Source organism: Oricola sp. (assembly GCF_022763245.1).
Taxonomy (GTDB): domain Bacteria; phylum Pseudomonadota; class Alphaproteobacteria; order Rhizobiales; family Rhizobiaceae; genus Oricola.
Genome location: NZ_JALEGV010000034.1, coordinates 79,506 through 100,642, shown reverse-complemented (window position 1 = coordinate 100,642; position 21,137 = coordinate 79,506). Strand labels below are relative to the sequence as shown.

Below are 21,137 nucleotides of genomic sequence, written 5' to 3'. Positions count from 1 at the left end.
TGCTCTAAACGATTTCAATGACCGATGGAAAGCCGCGAAGCGGGAAAAATCACGCCGGGCGGGTCGCCGAGAGAAGATCGTGAACGTCGCCGAGCAGCGAGAGGAAATCCTGCTTGCGGTCGAGGTTGAAGGCGTCGGTCATGCGCATGCGTTCCTGGATCGCGATGTCGGCGGACGCCAGCCGCTCGGCCGCGCGCAGGCGACCGTGCCTTGCGGCGGCGGTCGCGGCGTCGCGCATGCGGTCCAGAACGAGGTCGCGCAGGATCTCGCGGTGGATGTCGGTCTTGCGGTTGCCGGCGACATCGGCCAGGCGATGCGCCTGCTGGGCGTCGAATTGCGGCGCGTCGAGACAGGCGTCGAGCGCCTCCTGCAGGTCCAGCCCGCCGAATTGGGCGAAGAGGAGCGTGCGCCGCGCGCTGCCGCCGCCGAGTGCCGACAGGCGCGCCACCGCGGCCTCGTCATGCGCGCCCGACTGTTCGCCGATCACGCGGGTGATCTCGTCGTCCGACAGCGGCGCGAATTTGAGGATCTGGCAGCGCGAGCGGATGGTCGGCAGGAGCCCGCCGGTGCCGTGCGCGATCAGGACGAAGACCGCGCGCGCCGGCGGTTCCTCCAGCATCTTCAGAAGCGCGTTGGCGGCGTTGCGGTTGAGGTCGTTGACCGGATCGACGATCACGACGCGCCAGGAATCGGCGCCCGCCGCGGTCATGGAGAAGAAGCGCTGCAGACGGCGGATCTCGTCGACCGTGATGGCGGATTTGAAGCCGGTGCCCTGATCGTTCTTCGGCCGGGTGAGATAGAGCAGGCCCGGATGGGCGCCCTGCGCGATCTGGCGGAAGACCGAGGTGGTCTCGTCGACCAGGCCCATCGCGCCCGATGCCGGATCGAGCAGCCGGTTGGCGAGGTGGAAGGCGGCGGTCGCCTTGCCGATGCCGCGCTCGCCCTCGAAGATCATCGCGTGGTGCAGCTTGCCGCTCTCGATCGCCTCGGTGAGGAATTCGACCTCGCGCGCATGGCCGTGCAGGCGCGGCGTCAGCTGCGGCGGGGCGATGCCCTCCAGCGCGTCATGGGTGGCGGGAACCTCGATCACTCGGCCGGCGCTCCGGGTTTTTCCTCGGCGGTTTCGTGGGCGGCGGCGGGACTGATGGCGTCCTCGCGGAAGATCGCCTCGGCAAAGGCCGTCTTGACCACGTCCAGCACCTTCTGCGCCACGTCGTCGGCAGAGCCCGAGGCGTCGATCACGCGGCAGCGCTCCGGCTCCTTGCGGGCGATCTCCAGGAACGCCACGCGGCGCAACTCGTGCGCGGTGACGTCTTCCTTCTCGAAGCGGTCGACGGGCGCGGACGGATCGCGGCGCTCATGCGCGCGGCGCAGCCCCTCTTCCGGCGGGATGTCGAGGATGACGGTCAGGTCCGGCACGAGGCCGGCGATCGCGATGCGCTCCAGCGCCTGCACGAAGCCCGGGTCGAGGTTTTCGCTGGCGCCCTGATAGACGCGGGTGGAATCCATGAACCGGTCCACGAGCACGATCTCGCCGCGCTCCAGCGCCGGGCGGATCTTCTGCTCGACATGGTCGTTGCGCGCGGCGGCGAACAGCATGGCTTCCAGATAGGGACCGAAGGGTTCGGCGGCGCTGGTGTCGAGCACGACGTGGCGCACGGCCTCGGCGCCGGGCGTGCCGCCGGGCTCGCGCGAGACGGTCACGGTGTGGCCGAGGTCGCGCAGCGTTTCCGCCAGACGCCTGATCTGGGTCGACTTGCCGGCCCCGTCGCCGCCCTCGAAGGTGACGAACAGGCCCCGCTCATACGAACCCGGTTCCGTCCCGGTTTCAGATCCAGCCAAGCGCGAGCTCCGTCAGGGCGTCGAGCGCGCGGCGATAGATCGGGCCCTGGGGAACGGCCTGGGCGGCGTAAAGCGGCGTTTCCTGGGTCAGCGTGTCGCCGATCCAGACCTTGAGCGTGGCGATCTCCTGGCCTTCCTCGACCGGCGCCATGACCGGGCCGGTATAGACGACGCGCGCCTTCATCCGGTCGCGGTCGGTGATCGGCAGCAGGATGTCGAGATCCTCCTTGACGGTGACCGGCACGGTGAGCTGCGCGCCGCCGTAAAGACGCACATTGCCGATCTCGTCGCCCTTCTTGAAGATCTCGTATGGCTCGAAGGCGCGGGCGCCCCATTCCAGGAGCTTGCGTGCTTCCTCGGCGCGGGCGCGCGAGGATTCCAGGCCGCTCATCGCGACGATCAGCCGGCGGCCGTCGCGCTCGATGGAGCCGACGATGGCGTAGCCGGATTCCTCGGTGTGGCCGGTCTTCATGCCGTCGGCGCCGATATTCATCGTCAAAAGCGGATTGCGGTTGCGCTGCAGGATCTTGTTCCAGGTGAAATCGCGCTGCGCGTAATATTTGTAATATTCCGGATATTCGCGCCGGATGTGATCGCCCAGCTTGGCGAGATCGCGCATCGTCACCTTCTGCAGCGGGTCCGGCAGGCCGGTGGAATTGGTGAAATGCGAATCGTCCAGGCCGATCTTCTTCGCCCGGTCGTTCATCAGGCTCGCGAACACCTCTTCGGAGCCGGCCATGCCCTCCGCGATGATGATGCAGCCGTCATTGGCGGACTGGACGATGACGCCCTGGATCAAATCCTCGAGCCGGATCGACGAGTTGAGTTCGGCGAACATGGTCGAGCCGCCGGAACTGGCGCCGCCGCTGCGCCAGGCGTTCTCGCTGACCAGGAATTCGTCGTCCATGGACAGCCGCCCGGCCTTCAGCGCGTTGAAGACGACCTCCATGGTCATCAGCTTGGCGAGCGAGGCCGGCGGCACCTTCTGGTCGGCGTTCTTGGCGTAAAGGATCGTGCCGGTGTTGGAATCCAGCAGGATCGCCTGCTCGGCGCGGGATTCGAACATCTGCGCCGCCGCCGGCACCGTGAGCGCGATCATCGCCATCAAAGCGACGATCGGAGCCAGCCAGGATTTCATTGTCTCAAGCGATTTCATGGCGCCATCCGGAGCAAGGGGCTTTGCCTAGAAATAGCAAACTCCGCCCCGGTTAAGCAACGCGCGAACCGACCGGCTTTAGCGGGACTTCCAGTCCGTGACGGCGATTTTGCCGAAAGGATCGCCGGAAAAGGCCGCCGAAACGCGCTCGGTGGCGTAGGCGGAGACCGATGCCGAATCGCTTCGGCCGGCAGGCGTCGGGATCGCTTCCGGCGGCTTGCGGAAGCCGAGCGCGGAGGCGACGAAGGACGATCCGCCGGTCAGCGCGCCGGCGATGCCGCCGACCGGGCCAGCCGGTTCCGCCTGCATGGCGAGGCGGGTGCGGCCGTCGGCCGGGTATTGCGGGATGTTGCGGGCCGACGCCAGCAGGAAGGCGTCGTCCTGCCCGTGGAGCGGGGCGCGGCCCGCGTAATCGACGCGCACCTTGGCGGTTCCGCTGCGGGTGTAGTCCAGCATGTCGGCCGCCCGCTTGGAGAGGTCGATGATGCGGTCGTCGGCGAAGGGGCCGCGATCGTTGACGCGCACGATCACCGAGCGGCCGTTTTCCAGATTGGTGACGCGCGCATAGCTCGGCAGCGGGAACGTCTTGTGGGCCGCAGTCAGGTGGGTCATGTCGTAGACCTCGCCATTGGCTGTCAGGCGGCCGTGAAAGGCCGCGCCGTACCACGAGGCGCGCCCGACCTGCGTCTTCTTCGGGTTGGCGGTCGGATAATAGGTCTTGCCGGCGACCGTGTAGGGCTTGCCGATCTGGTCGCGCCCGCCGCCGCGCGGCACGTAGGACGCCATCGCCACGCGCGGGCTGGCGTCCACGCCGAGCGACGCGGCCGAGAAATACTCGCCCCCCGACGTCTCGCCATTGGCGGCATAGATGCCGCCGAGCCCCGCAAGGCCGAGTTTCGGTTGCGGCGACGAACATCCCGCGGTCGCAAGGCCAATGGCGGCGACAAGGCAGGATGCAAGGGCCGGATTTATCCTCAGAGACAGAAAGGGCATGGGGCTACGAAATACACAAACACCACGGAAAGGCCAATCCAGAACAGGCGCGACCGAATTTCCGTATCACGTCCGCTTTATGGTCCGGTTAATGCCGCGATGCAAGTTTGCGGGAGGCGGCGCGGCTCACCCTGCCCCGCCCGCGCTGCGACGATGCGAATGACGGTTGCACGAATTCGGCGTTTCATGCGAAGAGGACGCCTCCGGAGAGGTGGCCGAGCGGTTTAAGGCACCGGTCTTGAAAACCGGCGTGCGAGCGATCGTACCGTGGGTTCGAATCCCACCCTCTCCGCCATTGTCTGACCTCGCGCTGTCGCCCTTCGGGCTTCGCTCCGGTCGGGGCCTCGCGAAGGCTCGGACGCCCGGTCGGGCTTGCGAACCCTTAAGGGTTCGGGGCGCGGGCCTGGCGATGCTTGTCTTTGTGATTACAACGACTTGTAACGGTTCTTTGATCTCGTTTCTGCGCTGCCGCTCTCCGCGGCAATCACCCCCGCGCGTCCGCGATCACTCCAGGCCTGTCGAGGCGAGGCCGGAGGATATGCCGGTCAGGGAGCCGGGCAGGAACAGGGTTTCGGTGCCGCCTTGCATGCGGAAGCCGACGTTGAGGCGGTTTCCTCGCTTAAGGGAATCGACGGCCTTCTTGTCGAGCGGCGTTCTGGCGATGCAGCCGCTCGGCACGCAGGTCTCTATCCTGAGGATCAGCTTGACGCGGTCGTCGATGTCGGCCTGCACGCCGCGCGGGATGTCGAGGCCGAGCGGGAGCAGGACGGCGAGCATGAGGGTGGTGCTCTTCTGGTCCCGGCCGATATTGATGCGGCCGATCGGCTTGCGCGTCTCCTGGGCGACCAGGGTCTGGCTGAGCACGCACTCCCGGCTGCCGCCTTCGGGGACCTGGCAGGTGTAGATCCAGTCCCCGGCGACGCCTTCTTCCTTGGCCTCCTGCGCCCCGGCTCCAGCGCTCGCCGAGAACACCAGACCGGCGGCAAGGAGGGCGGCGACGCCCGCCGATTGCAGCTTCGCGATCACCACTGGATCTGCAGTTTCGCCTGCCCCTGATAGCCGATCACCTCGCCGGCATCGACGCCGTAGAAGCCCTTGACGTTGGACGACAGGCTCAGGTTTCCGCCGAGATCGGCGTCGAAGCCGAAGCCCAGGCCGACCTGCGTTCCGCCCATTCCGGTGGTGTATTCGTAATTGTCGACGACGACCGTCTTGTCCTCGGAGAGTTCATGCGAGACCGAGATGTCGGCGAAGGAGGAGAAGCCGTCGAAATGCGCCTCGCTGCGGATGCCGCCGCGCACCGCCATGGAGGCGCCGTCGGCGAATTCGACCGTATCCACCCAATCGCTGTCGACGTCCGAATAGGTCGAGTTCTGATAGGCGAACTGTCCCCACGGCGTGATCTTCATCTTGTCCGTGCCGATCGAGACGCCCGCTTCCACCAGCGCGGTGGCCGTGCGGCCCTTCGCGGTGAGATCGGAGGCGTTGGTCGGCGTCATGGTCCAGTCGGTGAAGCTGTACTGACCGACGGCGTCGATATAGGCCATCTCGTTGGACCAGTTCGCCTGGATACCGCCCGAGTAGATCTGGCCCGACAGGTTCGCGGTTCCGGTCTCGGTCGTCACGTCGCTGTCCGACTTCGAATACGAGCCGAGGAGACCCGCGCGGAAGCCTTCGTTCTGGAGGACGTCCGTGCCGAATTCCGTGAAATAGACCGACTGGGTGTGATCGACCGTGTCGTGGTAATCCGTGCTGGAGGCGGACACGCGCATCCAGGCCGGGTTCGGGCCGTCGGCGCCGTTCAGCCCGCGCCGGTCGACCATGGTTCCGAGCGTGTTGCGGATCGCATGCTGCTCCGAGCCGGTCATGATGGCGAGGCCGTAGGTCTCGTCCTGGACGATGGTCGTGAGACCGTAGACCACCACGTCTCCCGCGCCGAAGAACTCTTCCTCGGTCAGCGGGCTGGGTTCGACGATGTCGGTGCTGCTCGCGGTGACCACGCGGCGGTCGAGAAGCACTTCGCGGCCGTTCTGGGTCAGGCGGTTCGCCTGGACGAAGTTGTTGTCCTCGGCGCCGCCGATGCGGATCAGCTCGATGTCGCCGATGTCGCCGAGTTCGGTTCCGCGGTCGGAGTTCCAGTTCGCCAGCGTCACGGTCAGCACGCCGGAGACGTCGCCGCCGACATTGGTCTGGTCGTAGTTCACGCCCGCGACCGGATCGGTGACGCCGAATTCGATCTCGAACAGCGAGTCCGCGTAGTTGAGGTTGCTCAGGTCGCCGCCGATGGCGATCTGGCCGGGAGACTCGCCCGGCGACAGGAGGCCGTTCAGGTCCAGATTGCCGACGATGTAGACGTTGCCGGTGATCGCGCTGTTGTCGATGACCGCGTCGCCATAGACCTGCAGCGCGCCGTTGAGCGTGCCGCCGAAGATGTTGGCGCCGGCTTCGGCCGTCAGGTTGCCGTCGATCTTGCTGCCGTCGTCGAACACGACCGAGCCGCCGCTCTGGATGTAGAAGCTCGCCGTGTTGGCAAGGCCTTCCCAGCTCGCATCCGTGGCGACCGTCACATTGGTGCCGCCTGAACCCGTCTTGGCGTCGGTGTCGATGATGTCGCCATTGGCCGAGCTGCCATTGTCGATGATCAGGTTGACGATGCCGTCCGATCCGGCGCCGGAGCGCTCGACCAGCAGCAGGGTGCCGTCATTGCCGAGGATCTCGGTGCCGCTCGCCAGCGTGAAGGTGGCGACGCCGCCCGCCTCGTCGAAGCTCGCATAGGCGGTGGACAGATCGGTGTCGAGCGTCGTGCCCGTCGCCGTGATCGACCCGCCATTGATGATCGAGAAGGCCGAGAGGCTCGACCCGCCGTCGACGGAGCCGCCGTTCATCAAGACCGTGCCGCCGTCGCTGGCAAGGATGCCGCTTTGCGAGGTGACGTCCTGGAGCGTCTGCGTGCCGCCGGACACCTCGAAGCCGCCGGTGCCCTCGATGTCGCCGGAGAAGATCGTGGAGGCGTTGGTGACGACCAGGCGTTGGGTGCCGAGTTCGACCGTTCCGTCGCCTGCGAGCGTGCCGATGCTGGCGCCGGCCGTGGTCTGCGAGATGTCGAGATCGCCGTAGAGCGACACCATGGCGGAGGCGGCAATGCTTCCGCTTCCCTGCAACGCCAGCGTCGCGTCCTCGGCGACCGTCGTGTTGCCGGTGTAGGTGTTGGTGCCCGTCAGGGTCTGCACGCCGCCGTCGATCGACAGGCCGCCGGTGCCGCCGATGCCGCCGGAGAAGGTGCCGGAAGCATCCGAAACGGCCAGCGAATTCGACCCGAGGCTGACGACGCCCGAGCCGGTGAGGCTGGCGATTTCGGCGTCGGAGGTCTTGCCGGAAATGTCGAAGGTGCCGTTCGCCTCGACGCCGGACGACGCGGCGACCGAGCCGCCGCCCGTCAGCGCCAGGCTGGCGCCGTTGGCGATGACTGTCGCGCCGGTGTAGCTGTTGATGCCCGACAGCGTCTGCGTGCCGCCGTTCACCGTCAGGCCGCCGAGGCCTGCGATGTCGCCGGAAAACGCCGTCGAGCCGTTGGAAATGACCAGGGACTGGGGGCCGAGGGTGACGTCGCCAACGCCGGCCAGGGTGACGATCGATGCGCCCGAGAGCGTGCCGGAGATGTCGAAATCGCCGTCGGCGACGACCTTCGAGGAGGAGGCGATGCTGCCGGACCCCGTCAGCGCGAGCTTCGCGCCATCCTCGATCGTTGTGACGCCGGTATAGGTGTTGGTGCCCGTGAGGGTCTGCGTGCCGCTCTCGACGGTGAAATTGCCGCCCGATCCGGAGACGACGCCCGCGAAGGTGCCGTCAGCGTCGGTCACCGCGAGGGTCTTGGAGCCGAGCACGACGTTGCCGCTGCCCGTCAGCGCCTTGACGTCCGCGCCGGTGGTCGTCGCGGCGATGTCGAAGGTGCCGGCGACCGCGACTTCGCTGGAATCCTCGATCGAACCGCTGCCCAGAAGCGTCAGTTCGGCGCCCGCGTCGATGGTCGTCTTGCCGGTATAGGTGTTCTCTCCGGAGAAGGACTGGTTGCCGCCGCTGACGCGGACGGTTCCCGACCCGTCGATCGTTCCGCTGAACGTGGTCGAGGCGTTGGTGAACACGAGGCCGTTGGAGCCAAGCGTGACATCGCCCGCTCCAGACAGGGTCGTGACCGAAACGTCGCCGTTGGAACCCGAGATGTCGAATTCGCCCTGAAGCACGAGGCTGGAGGACGAGATGCTGCCGTCGTCGAGCAGGGCGAGCGTGGTCCCCGTCTGCACGGTCGTCGAGCCGGAATGGGTGTTGGCGGCCGTGAGCGCGATGGTTCCCTGCGTGGTGCCGTCGCCGAACTTGACCGATCCGTTCGAGAGCACGCCGTCGAGATAGAGCCAGTTTTCGCCGTCCGCCCCGCCATTGTTGACGATGACGCGTTCGCTGCCGGCCAGGTTGATCGCGTTTTCGAAATAGACGTCCGAATCCGCCGAACTCGATCCGAACAGGAGCGCGTCGCCGGTGCCGACGAAGCTGCCGCTGCCCCAGGTCAGGCCCGCGCCGTTGTTGACGCTCACGGTGAGGTCGCCGCCGATGGCCGCGAAGCCGCCGGAACCGGTCCACTGCAAGCGGTCGGACGCCGTGCCGAGATAGCGGTCGAACGTGCCCGAGGTCTGCAGCACGCCGCCGGCCAGGTTGATGTTGGAGAGCGCGTGAATGCCGACGCCGTCGTCGGCCTGCAGGACGCCGCCGGAAATCTTCGTCTGGCCGGAATAGGTGTTGGTGTTGTTGAACACCACGAGGCCGCTGGAGATCTCGATGCCGGCCCCCTGCCCGGCTGCGATCGGAGATCCCGCGATGCTGGCCCGGCTGTCGTCGGCGATGGTGCCGTTGAAGACGATGGTGTTGCCCGAGCCGGGGTTCAGGACGACGGAGGATCCGGTCATCATGAACAGGTCGGACCCCGCGGCCTGACCGGCCTCGCCGCCATTCATGCTCGAGCCGCCGAAAACGCTGTTGCCGGCGAAAGTCGCGTTGCCGTTGATGGTCAGCGACCCGCCGGACTGGACGAAGATCGCACCGCCATAGCCGGAGCCGCCGCCGCCGCCCGTGCCGTTCGTGGTTCCGTTGGCAGTGGAACCGACGCCGCCGCCGAAGCCGGCAACGCCGCCCACGCCGCCGTCGCCGTCATGTTCGCCGTTCTGGGAGTCCGACGCGTTGTCGCCGCCGGCGCCGCCGTCACCGCCCTTGCCGCCGCCTGCGCCGAAACCGCCGGCGCCGCCATCGCCGCCCGCGCCGCCGTCACCGCCCGGAGCGGAACCGTCGCCGGTGACGCCGGACACCGCGTCGCCGCCGTCACCGCCGTCGCCGCCCGAACCGCCGCCGTAACCGTAGCTGCCGTCGCCGCCGTCGCCGCCCAGGCCGCCATTGCCGCCGCCGCCCGAGACGCCGAGCTCGTAGGCTGTCTCTTCAATCGCGGCCAGCCATGCGGTCTCCCAGATGATCGCAGACGTTTCCTCGCCGGCCGAGCCGGACGCCTCGGTGGCGAGGGCGGCGTATTGGGTCGCGAGCGTCGTGTAGTTCGCGACCATCGTCGCAAGCGCGGGCTCCGTCGCGACATTGGCGCCGGCCTGCGCCGCCAGCGCGGTGAAGACGCCCGAGATGCTGGTGTAGACCCCGGCCAGGGTCCCTTCCGATGTCGCGTCGTAGGTGGATTTGGCGATTTCCAGCGCCGATTTGATGGTCTCGGCGGTCGTGTTGGACCCGTTGCCGCCTGTGCCGCCGGTCCCGCCGTCGCCACCGGAGCCGTCACTCGCGTCGCCGCCGGCGTAACCATTGCTGCCGTCGCCGCCGATGCCGTTGCCGCCGAAATAGCCGCTTCCCGTCGGGGAATCGTAACCGCTGGCACCGTTGGTTCCGTCGGAGGTGCCGCCGGTCCAGCCGTTCATCGCACCGCCGGTGTCACCCACGCCGCCGGTGCCGCCGGTCGCGGAGTTTCCGATGAAATCGACGTCGTTCAGGATGACCGTCGCGCCGTCGCCGATGAATATCCCCCCGCCGAGGCCGGCGCCGCCGCCACTGCCGGTGCCACCCGTCACGCTCTGGCCGGTGACGACCCCGTTGGAGATGGTCGTGGTGCCGGAGAGATACTCCGTCGCGTGACCTGCGGACGCCGCCTGAAGGACGACCGCGATGGTCAGGGTCGACGTCGCCGCCAACGCGGAGTGCCGGCGCGCGGGCCAGATTCGCACCCGCTCACGATGTTCCATGGACGGGTCGCACGCACCGAAATTGCCTCGATTTCCAGACATGTGTGGACTGCCTCCAGATCAACACCACAACCGAGTCGCCCGAAAAAAGGCGTCAGTTGTCGAATCTGGTAGCACTTCGGATTCACCGAAAATTACCGAATCTTACCAATTCGTTATCGGTGCGATTTCGCGAAAGACCGGAGGGCGGGACGATCGGATCAGTCGATGCGGGAGGCTTGCGAGACTACCCCAACGTCAATCTCGAGCTGGTATCCCCAATTCCTGATGGAACGGATGCCGCGATGGGGGATGCCGACCGACTGCAGCTTCTTGTTGATCCGAAAGATGGCGACATTAAGCGCATTGCGCTCCGGCATGACGTCATCCTGGCAAATCAGTTCGGCGATCTGCCAGGCTTCCAGCTTGCGGTCGGGCGCGCGCGACAGTCCGAGCATGATCGCGAGTTCCAGCGCAGAGACCCGCGCGACGCCCTCCGGTCCGACGACACGGCTGTGAACGGGGTCGATCGTCAGGTCGAATTTCTTCACGGCCGGCGTCAGCCTGCGGTGCAGCGCATAGACGGCGGCCTTCAATTCGCCTGGCGCAACGGGCTTCGTGAGATAAATGTCGGCGCCGCGTTCGTAGCCCACCTGCTTGTCCGAGGGCGTGCTGCGCGCCGACAGGATGATGATGCCGAGATCGGGCTGCAGACGGCGCATCCGGCCGGTGAGGCTCAGTCCGTCCTCGCCGGGGAGGTTGAGATCGACCAGGAGAAGGTCGGGATCCTGGATCTGCCGGCTCTCGACGAAGGCTTCGGCGCTGTCGACGCCGGAAACATTGTGCCCCGCCTGCACCAGGATCCGGACAAGGGATCGCCGCAGGCTCTCATTGTCCTCGATGACGGTGATGCTCAACGCGCTCTCGACGGTCATGGCTCCACCCCGGCCGCGTCCTCGGCTCTCTTCATGCGCAGGGGCATCCAGACGGAAAAGGCGATCGACTGGTCATTGACCACGCAGGCGACCTCGCCGCCAAGCAGATCGACCAGACCCTGGACGACGTAGAGCCCAAGGCCCGACCCGCTTTTCGCCCGGGCGCCGGGGCCCCGGTAGTACTTGTCGAAGACACGGGACTGATCGGGCACCTTGCCATCCGCGAGCGCGTTGCCGACCGTGATCAGCACGCCGTTTCGCTCATCGTTGCGGGACGCGTCGGCGGCGATCGCTATCGGCGTGTCGGAGGGCGCGTAGCGCACCGCGTTTTCGACGAGGTTCGACACGATCACGTTGAGCAGGCGCCGGTCGCTCTCGATCTCGAGCGTGGCGGGGATGTCGAGCCGGACCCGGTCCAGCTGCCCGAGCCGTTCGAGGTCGCCGGAAATGAAGGAATGCAGGCCGAGCGGCTCGACCACCAGCTCCATATGCTCGCTGTCGAGCTGGTCGGCCATGTTGCAGCGGTCGATGATGCCCTCGATGTCCTGCAGCGCTTCGTCGATCGCGTCACAGAGCGCCGGGTCGGTCACCTCCCGGTCGATGGACAGCTTGATCACCGAAATCGGCGTCTTGATCTCATGGGTGAGCATGGCGACGAAGCGGTTTTGCTGTTCGCGCGCCTGCTCGGCCTCGATCAGAGCCTGGTTGGCCAGGTTGAGTTCCAGTTCCCGCCTGCGCGCGACGTCCTGGACCTCGCGCGACCGGCTGTGCAGCAGGACGAACATCAGGAGGACGTAGACGAAGCCGTGGATGATGACGCTGTGGATCGTCCATTCCGCGGCGTCGAAATAGCCCAGAAGCGGCGTCATGGTGATGACCATGGCGACGGCCTGCAGACCGTAGATCGTGCGGAGCAATCTCGGCCGCTTGACCGGTCCGTCATCCGGCGCGATCGCCATGGCCAGAAAGACGGGCACGCCGAGCAGGATGAAATAGGCGTTGACGTGCAGGCCCGCGCCGACGGCTCCGACCGCGTAGAGACCGAGGACGGCGACCACGAAACCGCCGATCATCACGCAGAACAAGGGCAGCAGGCGGCGGGGACCGAACAAGCGGATGAGCGCGACGTCGAAGATGTAGGTGCAGAGCGGCCCGACATGGACGAGCAGCGTCGTCGCCGTGTCGCCATAGACCGACAGCCGGGACGGCAGGATGACCGCCAGGAAGCCCATCAGCGACAGGGCAAACAGGAGATAGGCGGTCTGCGCGACCGCGAACCAGGCGATCAGGGGTTCCGGCCGCACCAGATACTCGTTGATCGTCCACAGGAGGATGCCGCCGATCGCGGCGAAGAAGACCATGAGGATCGCGATGGAGCGGAACTCCGCAGTCTGGGCCGTGTGGTTGTCGACCGCGTTGATGCGGAGCATCGAGGAACTGCGGGTCTGCAGCCGGAGATAGTACTCCTCGATGTCGGCCACCGGCTCGACCTCGAACCCCAGCGCCACGGTCGGACGCGGCCTTTCATCGAACGGGACGAGGTCACCGGTGACCTGTGTCACCCAGCCGGACGCGGCCTCGTCGCTCCTCTGGAACAGCACGATCCTGTCGAGAAAGGTGGGACGTATCCGCAAGGCGAGCTTGCCGCCGCCTTCCGGCTTGCGAATCTTGAGCCGCACCCAGAAGACCGAGTCGGTGTATCCTTCGCTGAGGATCGAACCGAAGGGCTCGTATTGGCCCGTCACGGCCTGCTCGATGTCGAGCACGCCCGCCGCGTCCTCCAGCACCGATGTCTCGACGACGTGGTCGCTTTCAGGGGAAACCGCGCCGAAATTGGAGAGCGTGACACCGAACAGGATCATTCCGGCGACGCAAAGCAGGAAAACGGCCGCTCTTCGAAGGATCGGACCGCGGCTCGCCATCATGGCGGGGCGTCGCGGATGCGCAACGCCGCTCAGTTCGCTGTGTATGATCACGGGCCCAGTGTCCTGCGACTCGGCGAGTGACCATACGGACCAGGTCATCTTGCCCCCAACACGTCGATGTTGGCGCATCGACCCGGACGCCACTACTAGTAATTCATCTAGGGCGGGAAATCCTCGTGATACTCCACAACCTAATTTGTGCAGAGCTCACGGAAATTGGCTTCGAACCGGGCAGATGCGGCCCGAAGGCCCGAATCGGCCTCCGTTTCGTCGCCCGTCGGGGGCAACCGGTCAGATGAAGCAGGAATCGGGCATCGGCTTCGGATCGTCGAGTTTCACCTCGAAATCCATCCGGTCGAGGACGTCGGCGCGCAGGTCGATGCCTGGCGCGACCTCCGTCAGCCACAGGCCGTCCTCTCGCAGCGCGAAGACGGCGCGTTCCGTGACGTAGAGGATGTCCTGGCCCTGCCGGATCGCCTGGGCGCCGGAGAAGGTGATCTGGCGGACATGCTCGACGAGCTTCCTGACCGCGCCGTGTTTCTCGATGGCGAGCTTGCCCCCATCCGCGCGAATGTCGGCGCCCTTGGCGTCGAAGGTGCCGCAGAACACGACCTTGCGCGCGTTCTGGGCGATATCGATGAAGCCGCCCGGCCCGACCGGCAGGCCGCCGAGCTTCGAGGCGTTCACATTGCCGTCGCCGTCGAATTCGCCGAAGCCGAGGAAGGCGATGTCGAGGCCGCCGCCGGAATAGAAGTCGAATTGCGACGGGCCGTCGATCATGCAGGACGGGTTGCGGGCGTAGCCGAACAGGTTGCCGGTCAGGAGCGTGCCGCCATAGGTGCCGTGCTCGATGGTCTGGTAGTAACGGCCCTGCTCGCCGTCGGCGGCGACCAGAGACGCGATCTCGTCGGGAATGCCGAAACCGTAATTGACGACCATGCCGTCGCGCAGTTCGAGGCGGGCGCGCCGGGCCACGATCTGGCGGACGGACGGCGCAGGCGGCTCGGGCCGGGCCTCGGCGACGCGCTTCTGGCCGGAAATCGCCGGATCGTAGACGATGTCGTAGCCCTGGCGCTGGCCGGGATCGACGACGATCGCATCGACGATCGCCGACGGGATGCGCACCTGGCGCGCGCCGAGCGCGCCGGCCGAAACCTTCTCGCGCACCTGGACGATCACCGTACCGCCGCTGTTGTGGACCGCCGCGGCCATCGCGTAGCTGTCCACATTGGCCGGCTCCTCGTCGAGGCTGACATTGCCCTCCTCGTCGGCGATCGAGCCCTTCAGCAGGCAGGCGTTGACCGGAAACGGCAGGTAACGAAGGTATTCCGTGCTGTCGATCTCGATGACCGCGGCGAGGTCGCGCCGCGACACGTCGTTCATCCGGCCGCCTTCGACGCGCGGATCGACGAAGGTGCCGAGCCCGACATGGGTGATGAGGCCGGGCCGCCCTGCCGCGATCTCACGCATCAGCTGCATGGCGACGCCGCCGGGCAGCACATAGGCCTCGATCTCGTTTTCGGCGGCCATGCGCTGCATTTCCGGCGACCAGACCCAGTGACCGCCGATCACGGCAGACACCATGCCCTTGTGGGCGAAACGGTTCATGCCGGTCTTGCGGCGGTCGCCGATGCCGAGCGCATGGACGACCGTCAGATTTCGCGGATGTCCGGTCTCAAGGAACCGCGTCTCGATTGCCTCGTGCAGCAGCATCGCCTCGCAAAGGCCGCCGCCGCCGCCGACAAGGCCGAGCGTCGCATCGTCGGGCACCAGGGAAACGGCCTCCGCCGCCGTCACGAAGCGCGCCATGGTCAGGCTCCGAACGGGTCGAAGGCGGAGGCACCGCTCTTCAGCATGGATTTCGCAACCACGGAGCGATGGATCTCGCTGGCGCCGTCGAAGATGCGGTAGATGCGCGCGTCGCGGTAGTAGCGCTCGATCGGCAGGTCCTTGGAAAAGCCCATGCCGCCGAATATCTGCATGGCGCGGTCGACCACGCGGCCGAGCGTTTCGGCCCCCTGGACCTTGAGCATGGAAATCTTGGCGCGCGGGTCCATGCCCCGGTCCATCTGCCAGGCGCATTCCCACAGCGCGGTGCGGGCGGCGTTGATCTCGATGGCGCTGTCGGCGAGCATCTGCTGCACCATCTGGAACTCGCCGATCGACTGGCCGAACTGGTGGCGGTCGCGGGCGTAATCGAGCGTCATCGACAAGACCTTTGTGGCCTTGCCGATCGAGCGCGCCGCCACCTGCGCAAGCCGCACCCGGCCGAGAACCGACAGGGCCAGTTTCAGCCCGCCGCCCTCCTCGCCGAGGAGGTTTTCGTCGGTCAGTTCCACATCGTCGAAATGCAGTTCGAGATGCGACGTGCCGCGGATGCCCATCATCGGCTGGTCGCGCCCGACCGTGAAGCCGGGCGTGCCCTTGTCGACGAGGAACATGGAGATGCCGCGATGACCCTTTTCCGGATCGGTGACGGCGGTGACGACGAAAAAGTCGGAGAAGGCGCCGTCGGAGATGAAGTGCTTCATGCCGTTGAGGATCCACTTGTCGCCGTCGCGCCGGGCGCGCGTCTTGATGCCGGCGGCATCGGACCCGGCGCCGGGTTCGGTGAACGCGATGGAACAGACGCGCTCGCCACTGACGGCCGGGGCAAGCCAGCGATCCACCTGCGCGCCGGTGCAGGAAAGCAGCACCTCGTAGACATTGCCGAAGGCGCGGCGGATGAGGATGTCGGTGGTGTGGCCGAACTGCTCCTCGACGAGCATGGATTCCAGCACCGACAAGCCGCCGCCGCCATGTTCTTCCGGGATGTTCATGCCGTAGAGGCCGAGCGCGCGCGATTTCTCGAAGATGTCGCGCGCGGTCTCGGGCGGCAGGACGCCGGTTTCCTCGATCGTGTCTTCCAGCGGCGCGAGTTCGATGCGGATGAACTCGCGCACCGTGTCGACCAGCATGCGTTGTTCGTGGGTCAGCGAAAAATCCATGGCGGCATCTTTCTCTAGATGGATGTCAGCGCAGCGGCGAGAGGCTGAGCGGCCGGAGGATCTCGTGGTCCCCTGCCCCGTTCGCGCCGGCAAGAAGCGTATCGGCGGGCCCCGCCGACAGGGTGAGGTAGCGGCCGGCATCGACACCGCTGACGACCTCGAAGAGGCCGATCGTCTGCTCGGTGGCTGCCAGTTCTTCGTGATGGATCGCCAACGCGTGGAGCGTGTCGGCGAACATCGGCATGTCCGCCGGCTGGTTTGCGTGGACATTGAGACGGTCGGCGACGACGCGCTTGACGACGTCGTTGCCGTGGAGCAGCCGGAGGAAGCGGTTCTGCTGGGCGACGACGTCGACGAAGGCGCCGGGGATGAAGCCCGTCATCCACGCTTGGTCCCGGGCGAGCTTCGCGCGGCAGCGGTCGCGTTCGGCGAAATCGGCATAGGCCCAGAGGTGCTGGATGCGGTTGAGGCGGCCGCTCTCCGTCATCCAGTAGCCGGCGAGCGGTAGGCTCGCGGTGACGAGGCCGACGCCGTTCCTGCGGAAATTGTCCAGGTAAACCGGTGCCTTGGCCGGTTTCAGGTCATAGGTTCGCAGCTCGAATAGCATCTGCCCGCCGCCCTCCCGATCGCGGCACCGGCAGATTTACGACAGCCCGTCTCCAGTTAAATGGACGATCGGAGCATTGTGTTGGACATTCCGCGCGGCTCAGCGGCTGACGCGCCGGGTCGTCGCCGCATTGGCGCGATAGGTGCCGGGCGGCATGCCGACGCGCTGTGAAAAGAAGCGGTTGAAATAGGCCGGATCGTCATAGCCGAGCGAATGGCCGATCTCGGCGATGGTCATCTCGGTGTAGATCAGGTTGCGCTTCGCTTCGGCGACGATGCGGTCATGCAGGGCTTCCGAGGCGGTCTTGCCCGCGCGCACCCGGCAGGCCGCATTCAACCGTTGCGGCGACACGCCGAGTTCCCTCGCATAGTAGGAAAGCATCTTGTGTTCGCGGAAGCTCGTTTCGAGCAGCGCCTTGTACCGGCTGACGAGATCGTAGTTGCGGTCCCGGTAGCGCGGCCCGTCGATGCCGCTCGCAGCGCGGCGGCGCAGGAGGACGACCAGCAGCGAGAGAAAATGCGCGCGGATCGCCGTCCGGCGTCCGGGCTCCGTCCAGTTCGCCTCGCGCATGATCTGGTCGAAGGCGAATTCCGCGTTGACGTCGTCCTGATCGCCCTTGCGCAGCGGATAGGCGGCGGCGTGGTTGACCGTTTCGATCAGCCGCGGATCGTCCCGGGCGATGCTGGCGAGATAGGAGGTGGCGACGGTCGCGACCTTGCCCTCGGTACCTGGAAGGAAGTGGATTCCGTGCACCATGCCGGCGGGCTGGACGACCAGGCATCGGGGTTCGGCGGTGATGGTCTCGCCTTCGATGTCGATCGTCGCGCCGCCGCCGGTGAAGAACAGAACCTGGAGATGGTCGGGATGGACATGCGGATGAATTATCCAATCATGGCGCAACGACCGTTCGCGGATCGGCTCGATGTGAACCGTGTCGATCTCGACGTCCTTTTCCTCGTCACCGTAGAGATAGAAATGCGGGACGGGTGAAACCTTGTTCATGCGCGCGGGCTCCTCCTCCCGTCGCGGTTCGCCGCGACGCGGAACCACGTGCGATGAATTGTCCAACAAATTCCCGCCCATGTCCATTGGCGCGCGGGCCGTTCGGCGAGCTTAATCAGCGCCGTCATCAAGGCTTGCATTGGGGAGGACCATGAGCACGCGCCCGACGAAATCGGAAACCTATGACATCGTCGTCGTGGGATCAGGTGCTGCCGGAATGTCGACCGCCATCACCGCCAAGAAGCTCGGTGCCAGCGTCGCCATCATCGAGAAGGAACCGGTCTTCGGCGGGACGACCGCCTTTTCCGGCGGGGTGCTGTGGATCCCGCTGAACCACCACGCCAAGGCCGCCGGCATCAAGGACGACCGCGACGCGGCGATCACCTACATGAAGGCCGAAACCGGCAATTTCTACGATGCCGACGCCGTCGAGACGTATATCGACACCGGTCCGGAAATGCTGGAGTTCTTCGAGCGCGAGACGGCGGTGAAATTCGTGCCGACGCTCTATCCCGACTACCATCCCGACCAGCCGGGCGGCGTCGATGTGGGGCGCGCGGTGCTGGCCGCGCCCTTCGACACCTCGGCGCTGGGCGACAATCTGAAGCGCCTGCGCCCGCCGCTGGCGACGATCACCTTCATGGGGATGATGTTCAATTCGTCCAACGCGGACATCAAGCACTTCTTCAACGCGACGAAATCGCTGACCTCCTTCACCTATGTCGCCAGGCGCCTGCTCGCCCATTTCGGCGAGGTGGTGCGCTTCGGACGCGGCGTGCAGGTGACGTCCGGAAATGCGCTGGTCGCGCGTCTCGCCAAGAGCGCGTTCGACCTCGGCATCCCGGTCTACACCGACACCCCCGCGGAGGAGCTCATCACCGAAAACGGCCGCGTCACCGGCGTCAGGGTGCCCGGCGCGACGCTGACTGCCCGAAAGGCCGTCGTTCTTGCCGCCGGCGGTTTCGCCCATGACGTGGAGAAGCTGAAGGCGGCCTATCCGCACCTCAAGCGGGGCGGCGAGCATTTCAGCCCCGTTCCGGAGGGCAACACCGGCGACGGCATCCGCCTGGCCGAAGCGGTCGGCGGCGACGCGCCGATCGAATTCAAGGACACGTCCGCCTGGATGCCCGTTTCCAAGGTGCCGATGGGCAAGGGCAAGTTCGGCGCGTTCCCGCATCTCCTCGACCGCTACAAGCCCGGCGTCATCGCGGTCCTGAAAAACGGCAAGCGGTTCACCAATGAAAGCGAGAGCTACCACGATGTCGGCGCGGCGCTGACGCGGGCCTGCGAAGGTCAGAGCGAGACCGCCGCCTGGCTGATCTGCGACCATCCGACGATCCGCAAATACGGCCTCGGTTTCGCCAAGCCGGCGCCCGTGCCGCTGTCGACATACATTGCCAACGGCTACATCCGGAAGGGCGCGACGCTGGCCGACCTCGCCGCCGCCACGGGCATCGACGCGGCGGGGCTGGAGGCCACCTTGGCCGGCTACAATCAGCATGCCGTGCACGGCGAGGATCCGGAATTCGGCCGCGGAAAGACCGCGTTCAACCGCTATCTGGCCGATCCCGAGCACACGCCCAACCCCTGCGTCGGACCAATCGCCAAGGGGCCCTTTTACGCGCTGAAGATCATCATGGGCGATCTCGGCACGTTCGACGGGCTGAAGACGACCGTGAAGGGACAGGTTCTGGCGACGGACGGCAGCGCGATCGAGGGGCTTTACGCGGTCGGCAACGACCGCGCGTCGATCATGGGCGGCAATTATCCGGGCGCCGGCATCACGCTCGGCCCGGCGATGACGTTCGGCTACATCACGGGTCGGCACATTGCGGGGCTGAAGTGATGGCGGACTGGCTGGGGCTTGGCGGCAAGACGGCCGTCGTCACGGGCGCCGCGGGCGGGATCGGCAAGGCGATCGCGACGGCATTGCGCGATGCCGGCTGCAAGGTTGCCGTGCTCGACATCAACCTCGAGGCCGCGCAGGCCGCAGCGGCGGAGCTGGGCGAGAGCGCGCTGGCCGTCGGCTGCGACGTGACGGATGCCGGTAGCGTCGCGGCGGCGGCTTCGTGCGTGGCGGAGGCCTTCGGCGGCGCGGACGTTCTCGTCAACAACGCAGCCTTCCTTTCGCCCGGCAACCTGGACGAGGTGGACGTCGCGGCGTGGCAGAGGATGCTCGACGTCAATCTGACCGGCTATCTGCGCTGCGCGCAGGCGTTCGGTGCTTCGATGCTCGCGCGGGGGTCGGGCGCGCTGGTGCATGTCGGCTCCATTTCCGGCAATCACCAGCAGGCGTTCTCCAATGCTTATTCGGCGTCGAAGGCCGGCGTCTCCATGCTGTCGCGGCAACTGGCCTATGAATGGGGACCGCGGGGCGTTCGCTCCAACGTCGTCAGCCCGGGTCTGGTGCGCACCGCCCTGTCGGAAGCGTTCTATGCGGACGAAAAGACCAAGGCGGCACGCGAGAAGGTGGTGCCGCTGCGCCGGATCGGGCGGGTGGACGACATCGCCGACGCCGTTCTCTATTTCGCGTCCGAGCGGGCGGCCTATGTGTCCGGACAGGAAATCATCGTGGATGGGGGCTACGCCCAGACGCTGATGAGCCACGTTCCACGACCGGGTTACGCGGATGACTGAACCGACGACGACGGTGATCACCGGCGGGGCCGAGGGCATCGGATGGGCCATGGCGCGGCTGTTTGCCGAGCGCGGACACCGGGTCGTCGTCGCCGACCTCGATCCCGACAAGGCCGAAGCCCGCGCGGCGGAGCTCGGCGAGGATTGCAGCGGCACCGGTTGCGACGTGACCCGCGAGGAGGACGTGAAACGCCTCGCCGCCTCGCTGCCGCGCTGCGACGTCCTCATCAACAATGCAGGCATCGGCGACAGCGCCAGGCCGACGCTGGAGCAGGATGTCGGTCATTTCCGCGCCGTGCTCGACGTGCATCTGGCGGGGACGTTCCTGTGTTCGCGCGAGATCGGCCGGCTGATGGTCGCGCGCGGCGCCGGGGCCATCGTCAACGTCTCGTCGATAGCCGGGCTGGACGGGATTCCGGGCCGCAACGCCTATGGCGCGGCCAAGGCGGGCATTGCGATGATGACGAAGTCGCTGGCCTGCGAATGGGCCGCGCATGGCGTGCGCGTCAACGCGATCGCGCCCGGCTATACCCGCACCGCGCTTGTCGACAAGCTGGCCGCCGGCGGGGCGCTCGATCTCGGCAAGATCAAGCGGCGAAGCCCGATGGGGCGGCTGGTGGAACCCGGCGAACTGGCCGAGGCGGCCTGGTTCCTCGCCTCGCCCGCGGCCAGCGCCATCACCGGCGCGACGCTCAGCGTCGATTGCGGCTGGGCCGCCTTCGGCGCCGCCGGCGACGCCAGCGCCGGCTGACATCCAGTCGACACACTCATGGAGCGCGCGGCGTGACGGGCA

At 66.7% G+C, this 21,137-nt stretch carries 14 protein-coding genes, 1 tRNA gene and 1 pseudogene; 4 read left to right on the top strand and 12 right to left on the bottom strand.

Annotated features, from left to right (window positions below):
* Positions 1-49: 49 nt before the first annotated feature.
* From MRY80_RS15920 to MRY80_RS15905, 4 genes and pseudogenes are all read right to left on the bottom strand, one after another.
* Complete coding sequence (locus MRY80_RS15920) at positions 50-1,090, bottom strand: DNA polymerase III subunit delta' (protein ID WP_293292037.1); 1,041 nt, start codon at positions 1,088-1,090, stop codon at positions 50-52.
* Positions 1,087-1,842, bottom strand: coding sequence for a dTMP kinase (gene tmk / locus MRY80_RS15915; RefSeq protein ID WP_293292036.1), 756 nt, complete (start codon positions 1,840-1,842; stop codon positions 1,087-1,089). Before tmk ends, MRY80_RS15920 begins: the two co-directional genes overlap by 4 nt.
* Positions 1,829-2,947: a D-alanyl-D-alanine carboxypeptidase family protein gene (locus MRY80_RS15910; RefSeq protein ID WP_293292048.1), complete on the bottom strand. Its 1,119-nt coding sequence runs from the start codon at positions 2,945-2,947 to the stop codon at positions 1,829-1,831. Before MRY80_RS15910 ends, tmk begins: the two co-directional genes overlap by 14 nt.
* A 402-nt stretch (positions 2,948-3,349) precedes the next feature.
* Positions 3,350-3,991, bottom strand: a pseudogene (locus MRY80_RS15905) (septal ring lytic transglycosylase RlpA family protein); the annotation flags it as partial.
* Positions 3,992-4,196: 205 nt separating this feature from the next.
* On the opposite strand from MRY80_RS15905, the gene MRY80_RS15900 reads away from it, so the two are divergent.
* Positions 4,197-4,286: transfer RNA gene (locus tag MRY80_RS15900), tRNA-Ser, on the top strand.
* Positions 4,287-4,495: 209 nt separating this feature from the next.
* Here MRY80_RS15900 and MRY80_RS15895 read toward each other — a convergent pair.
* From MRY80_RS15895 to MRY80_RS15860, 8 genes are all read right to left on the bottom strand, one after another.
* On the bottom strand, positions 4,496-5,020 hold the full coding sequence (locus MRY80_RS15895; RefSeq protein WP_293292035.1) for an invasion associated locus B family protein: 525 nt from the start codon (positions 5,018-5,020) through the stop codon (positions 4,496-4,498).
* Positions 5,014-10,314: an autotransporter-associated beta strand repeat-containing protein gene (locus MRY80_RS15890; RefSeq protein WP_293292034.1), complete on the bottom strand. Its 5,301-nt coding sequence runs from the start codon at positions 10,312-10,314 to the stop codon at positions 5,014-5,016. Before MRY80_RS15890 ends, MRY80_RS15895 begins: the two co-directional genes overlap by 7 nt.
* Before the next feature lie 158 nt (positions 10,315-10,472).
* A complete protein-coding gene (locus tag MRY80_RS15885; protein WP_293292033.1) occupies positions 10,473-11,186 on the bottom strand; it encodes a response regulator transcription factor in 714 nt (237 codons plus the stop codon).
* Positions 11,183-13,162 (bottom strand): 7TM-DISM domain-containing protein, encoded by a 1,980-nt coding sequence (locus MRY80_RS15880; protein WP_293292032.1) that lies wholly within the window; start codon positions 13,160-13,162, stop codon positions 11,183-11,185. Before MRY80_RS15880 ends, MRY80_RS15885 begins: the two co-directional genes overlap by 4 nt.
* A 240-nt stretch (positions 13,163-13,402) precedes the next feature.
* A complete protein-coding gene (locus MRY80_RS15875; RefSeq protein WP_293292031.1) occupies positions 13,403-14,920 on the bottom strand; it encodes a CoA-transferase in 1,518 nt (505 codons plus the stop codon).
* A 2-nt stretch (positions 14,921-14,922) separates the two neighbouring features.
* A complete protein-coding gene (locus MRY80_RS15870) occupies positions 14,923-16,098 on the bottom strand; it encodes an acyl-CoA dehydrogenase family protein (protein ID WP_293292030.1) in 1,176 nt (391 codons plus the stop codon).
* Positions 16,099-16,123: 25 nt separating this feature from the next.
* Positions 16,124-16,705 (bottom strand): NIPSNAP family protein, encoded by a 582-nt coding sequence (locus MRY80_RS15865; RefSeq protein WP_293292029.1) that lies wholly within the window; start codon positions 16,703-16,705, stop codon positions 16,124-16,126.
* Positions 16,706-16,804: 99 nt separating this feature from the next.
* Entirely contained in the window at positions 16,805-17,707 is a 903-nt protein-coding gene (locus tag MRY80_RS15860; RefSeq protein ID WP_293292028.1) for a helix-turn-helix domain-containing protein, read from the bottom strand.
* Between the two features lie 151 nt (positions 17,708-17,858).
* On the opposite strand from MRY80_RS15860, the gene MRY80_RS15855 reads away from it, so the two are divergent.
* The 3 genes from MRY80_RS15855 to MRY80_RS15845 are packed head-to-tail and all read left to right on the top strand — an operon-like array spanning position 17,859 to position 21,095.
* The gene (locus tag MRY80_RS15855; protein WP_293292027.1) at positions 17,859-19,553 is read left to right on the top strand and encodes an FAD-dependent oxidoreductase; all 1,695 of its coding nucleotides are present in this window, start codon (positions 17,859-17,861) and stop codon (positions 19,551-19,553) included.
* Positions 19,553-20,344, top strand: coding sequence for an SDR family oxidoreductase (locus MRY80_RS15850; protein WP_293292026.1), 792 nt, complete (start codon positions 19,553-19,555; stop codon positions 20,342-20,344). The genes MRY80_RS15855 and MRY80_RS15850 overlap by 1 nt, the downstream gene beginning before the upstream one ends.
* A complete protein-coding gene (locus MRY80_RS15845) occupies positions 20,337-21,095 on the top strand; it encodes an SDR family oxidoreductase (RefSeq protein WP_293292025.1) in 759 nt (252 codons plus the stop codon). Before MRY80_RS15850 ends, MRY80_RS15845 begins: the two co-directional genes overlap by 8 nt.
* Positions 21,096-21,137: the final 42 nt, after the last annotated feature.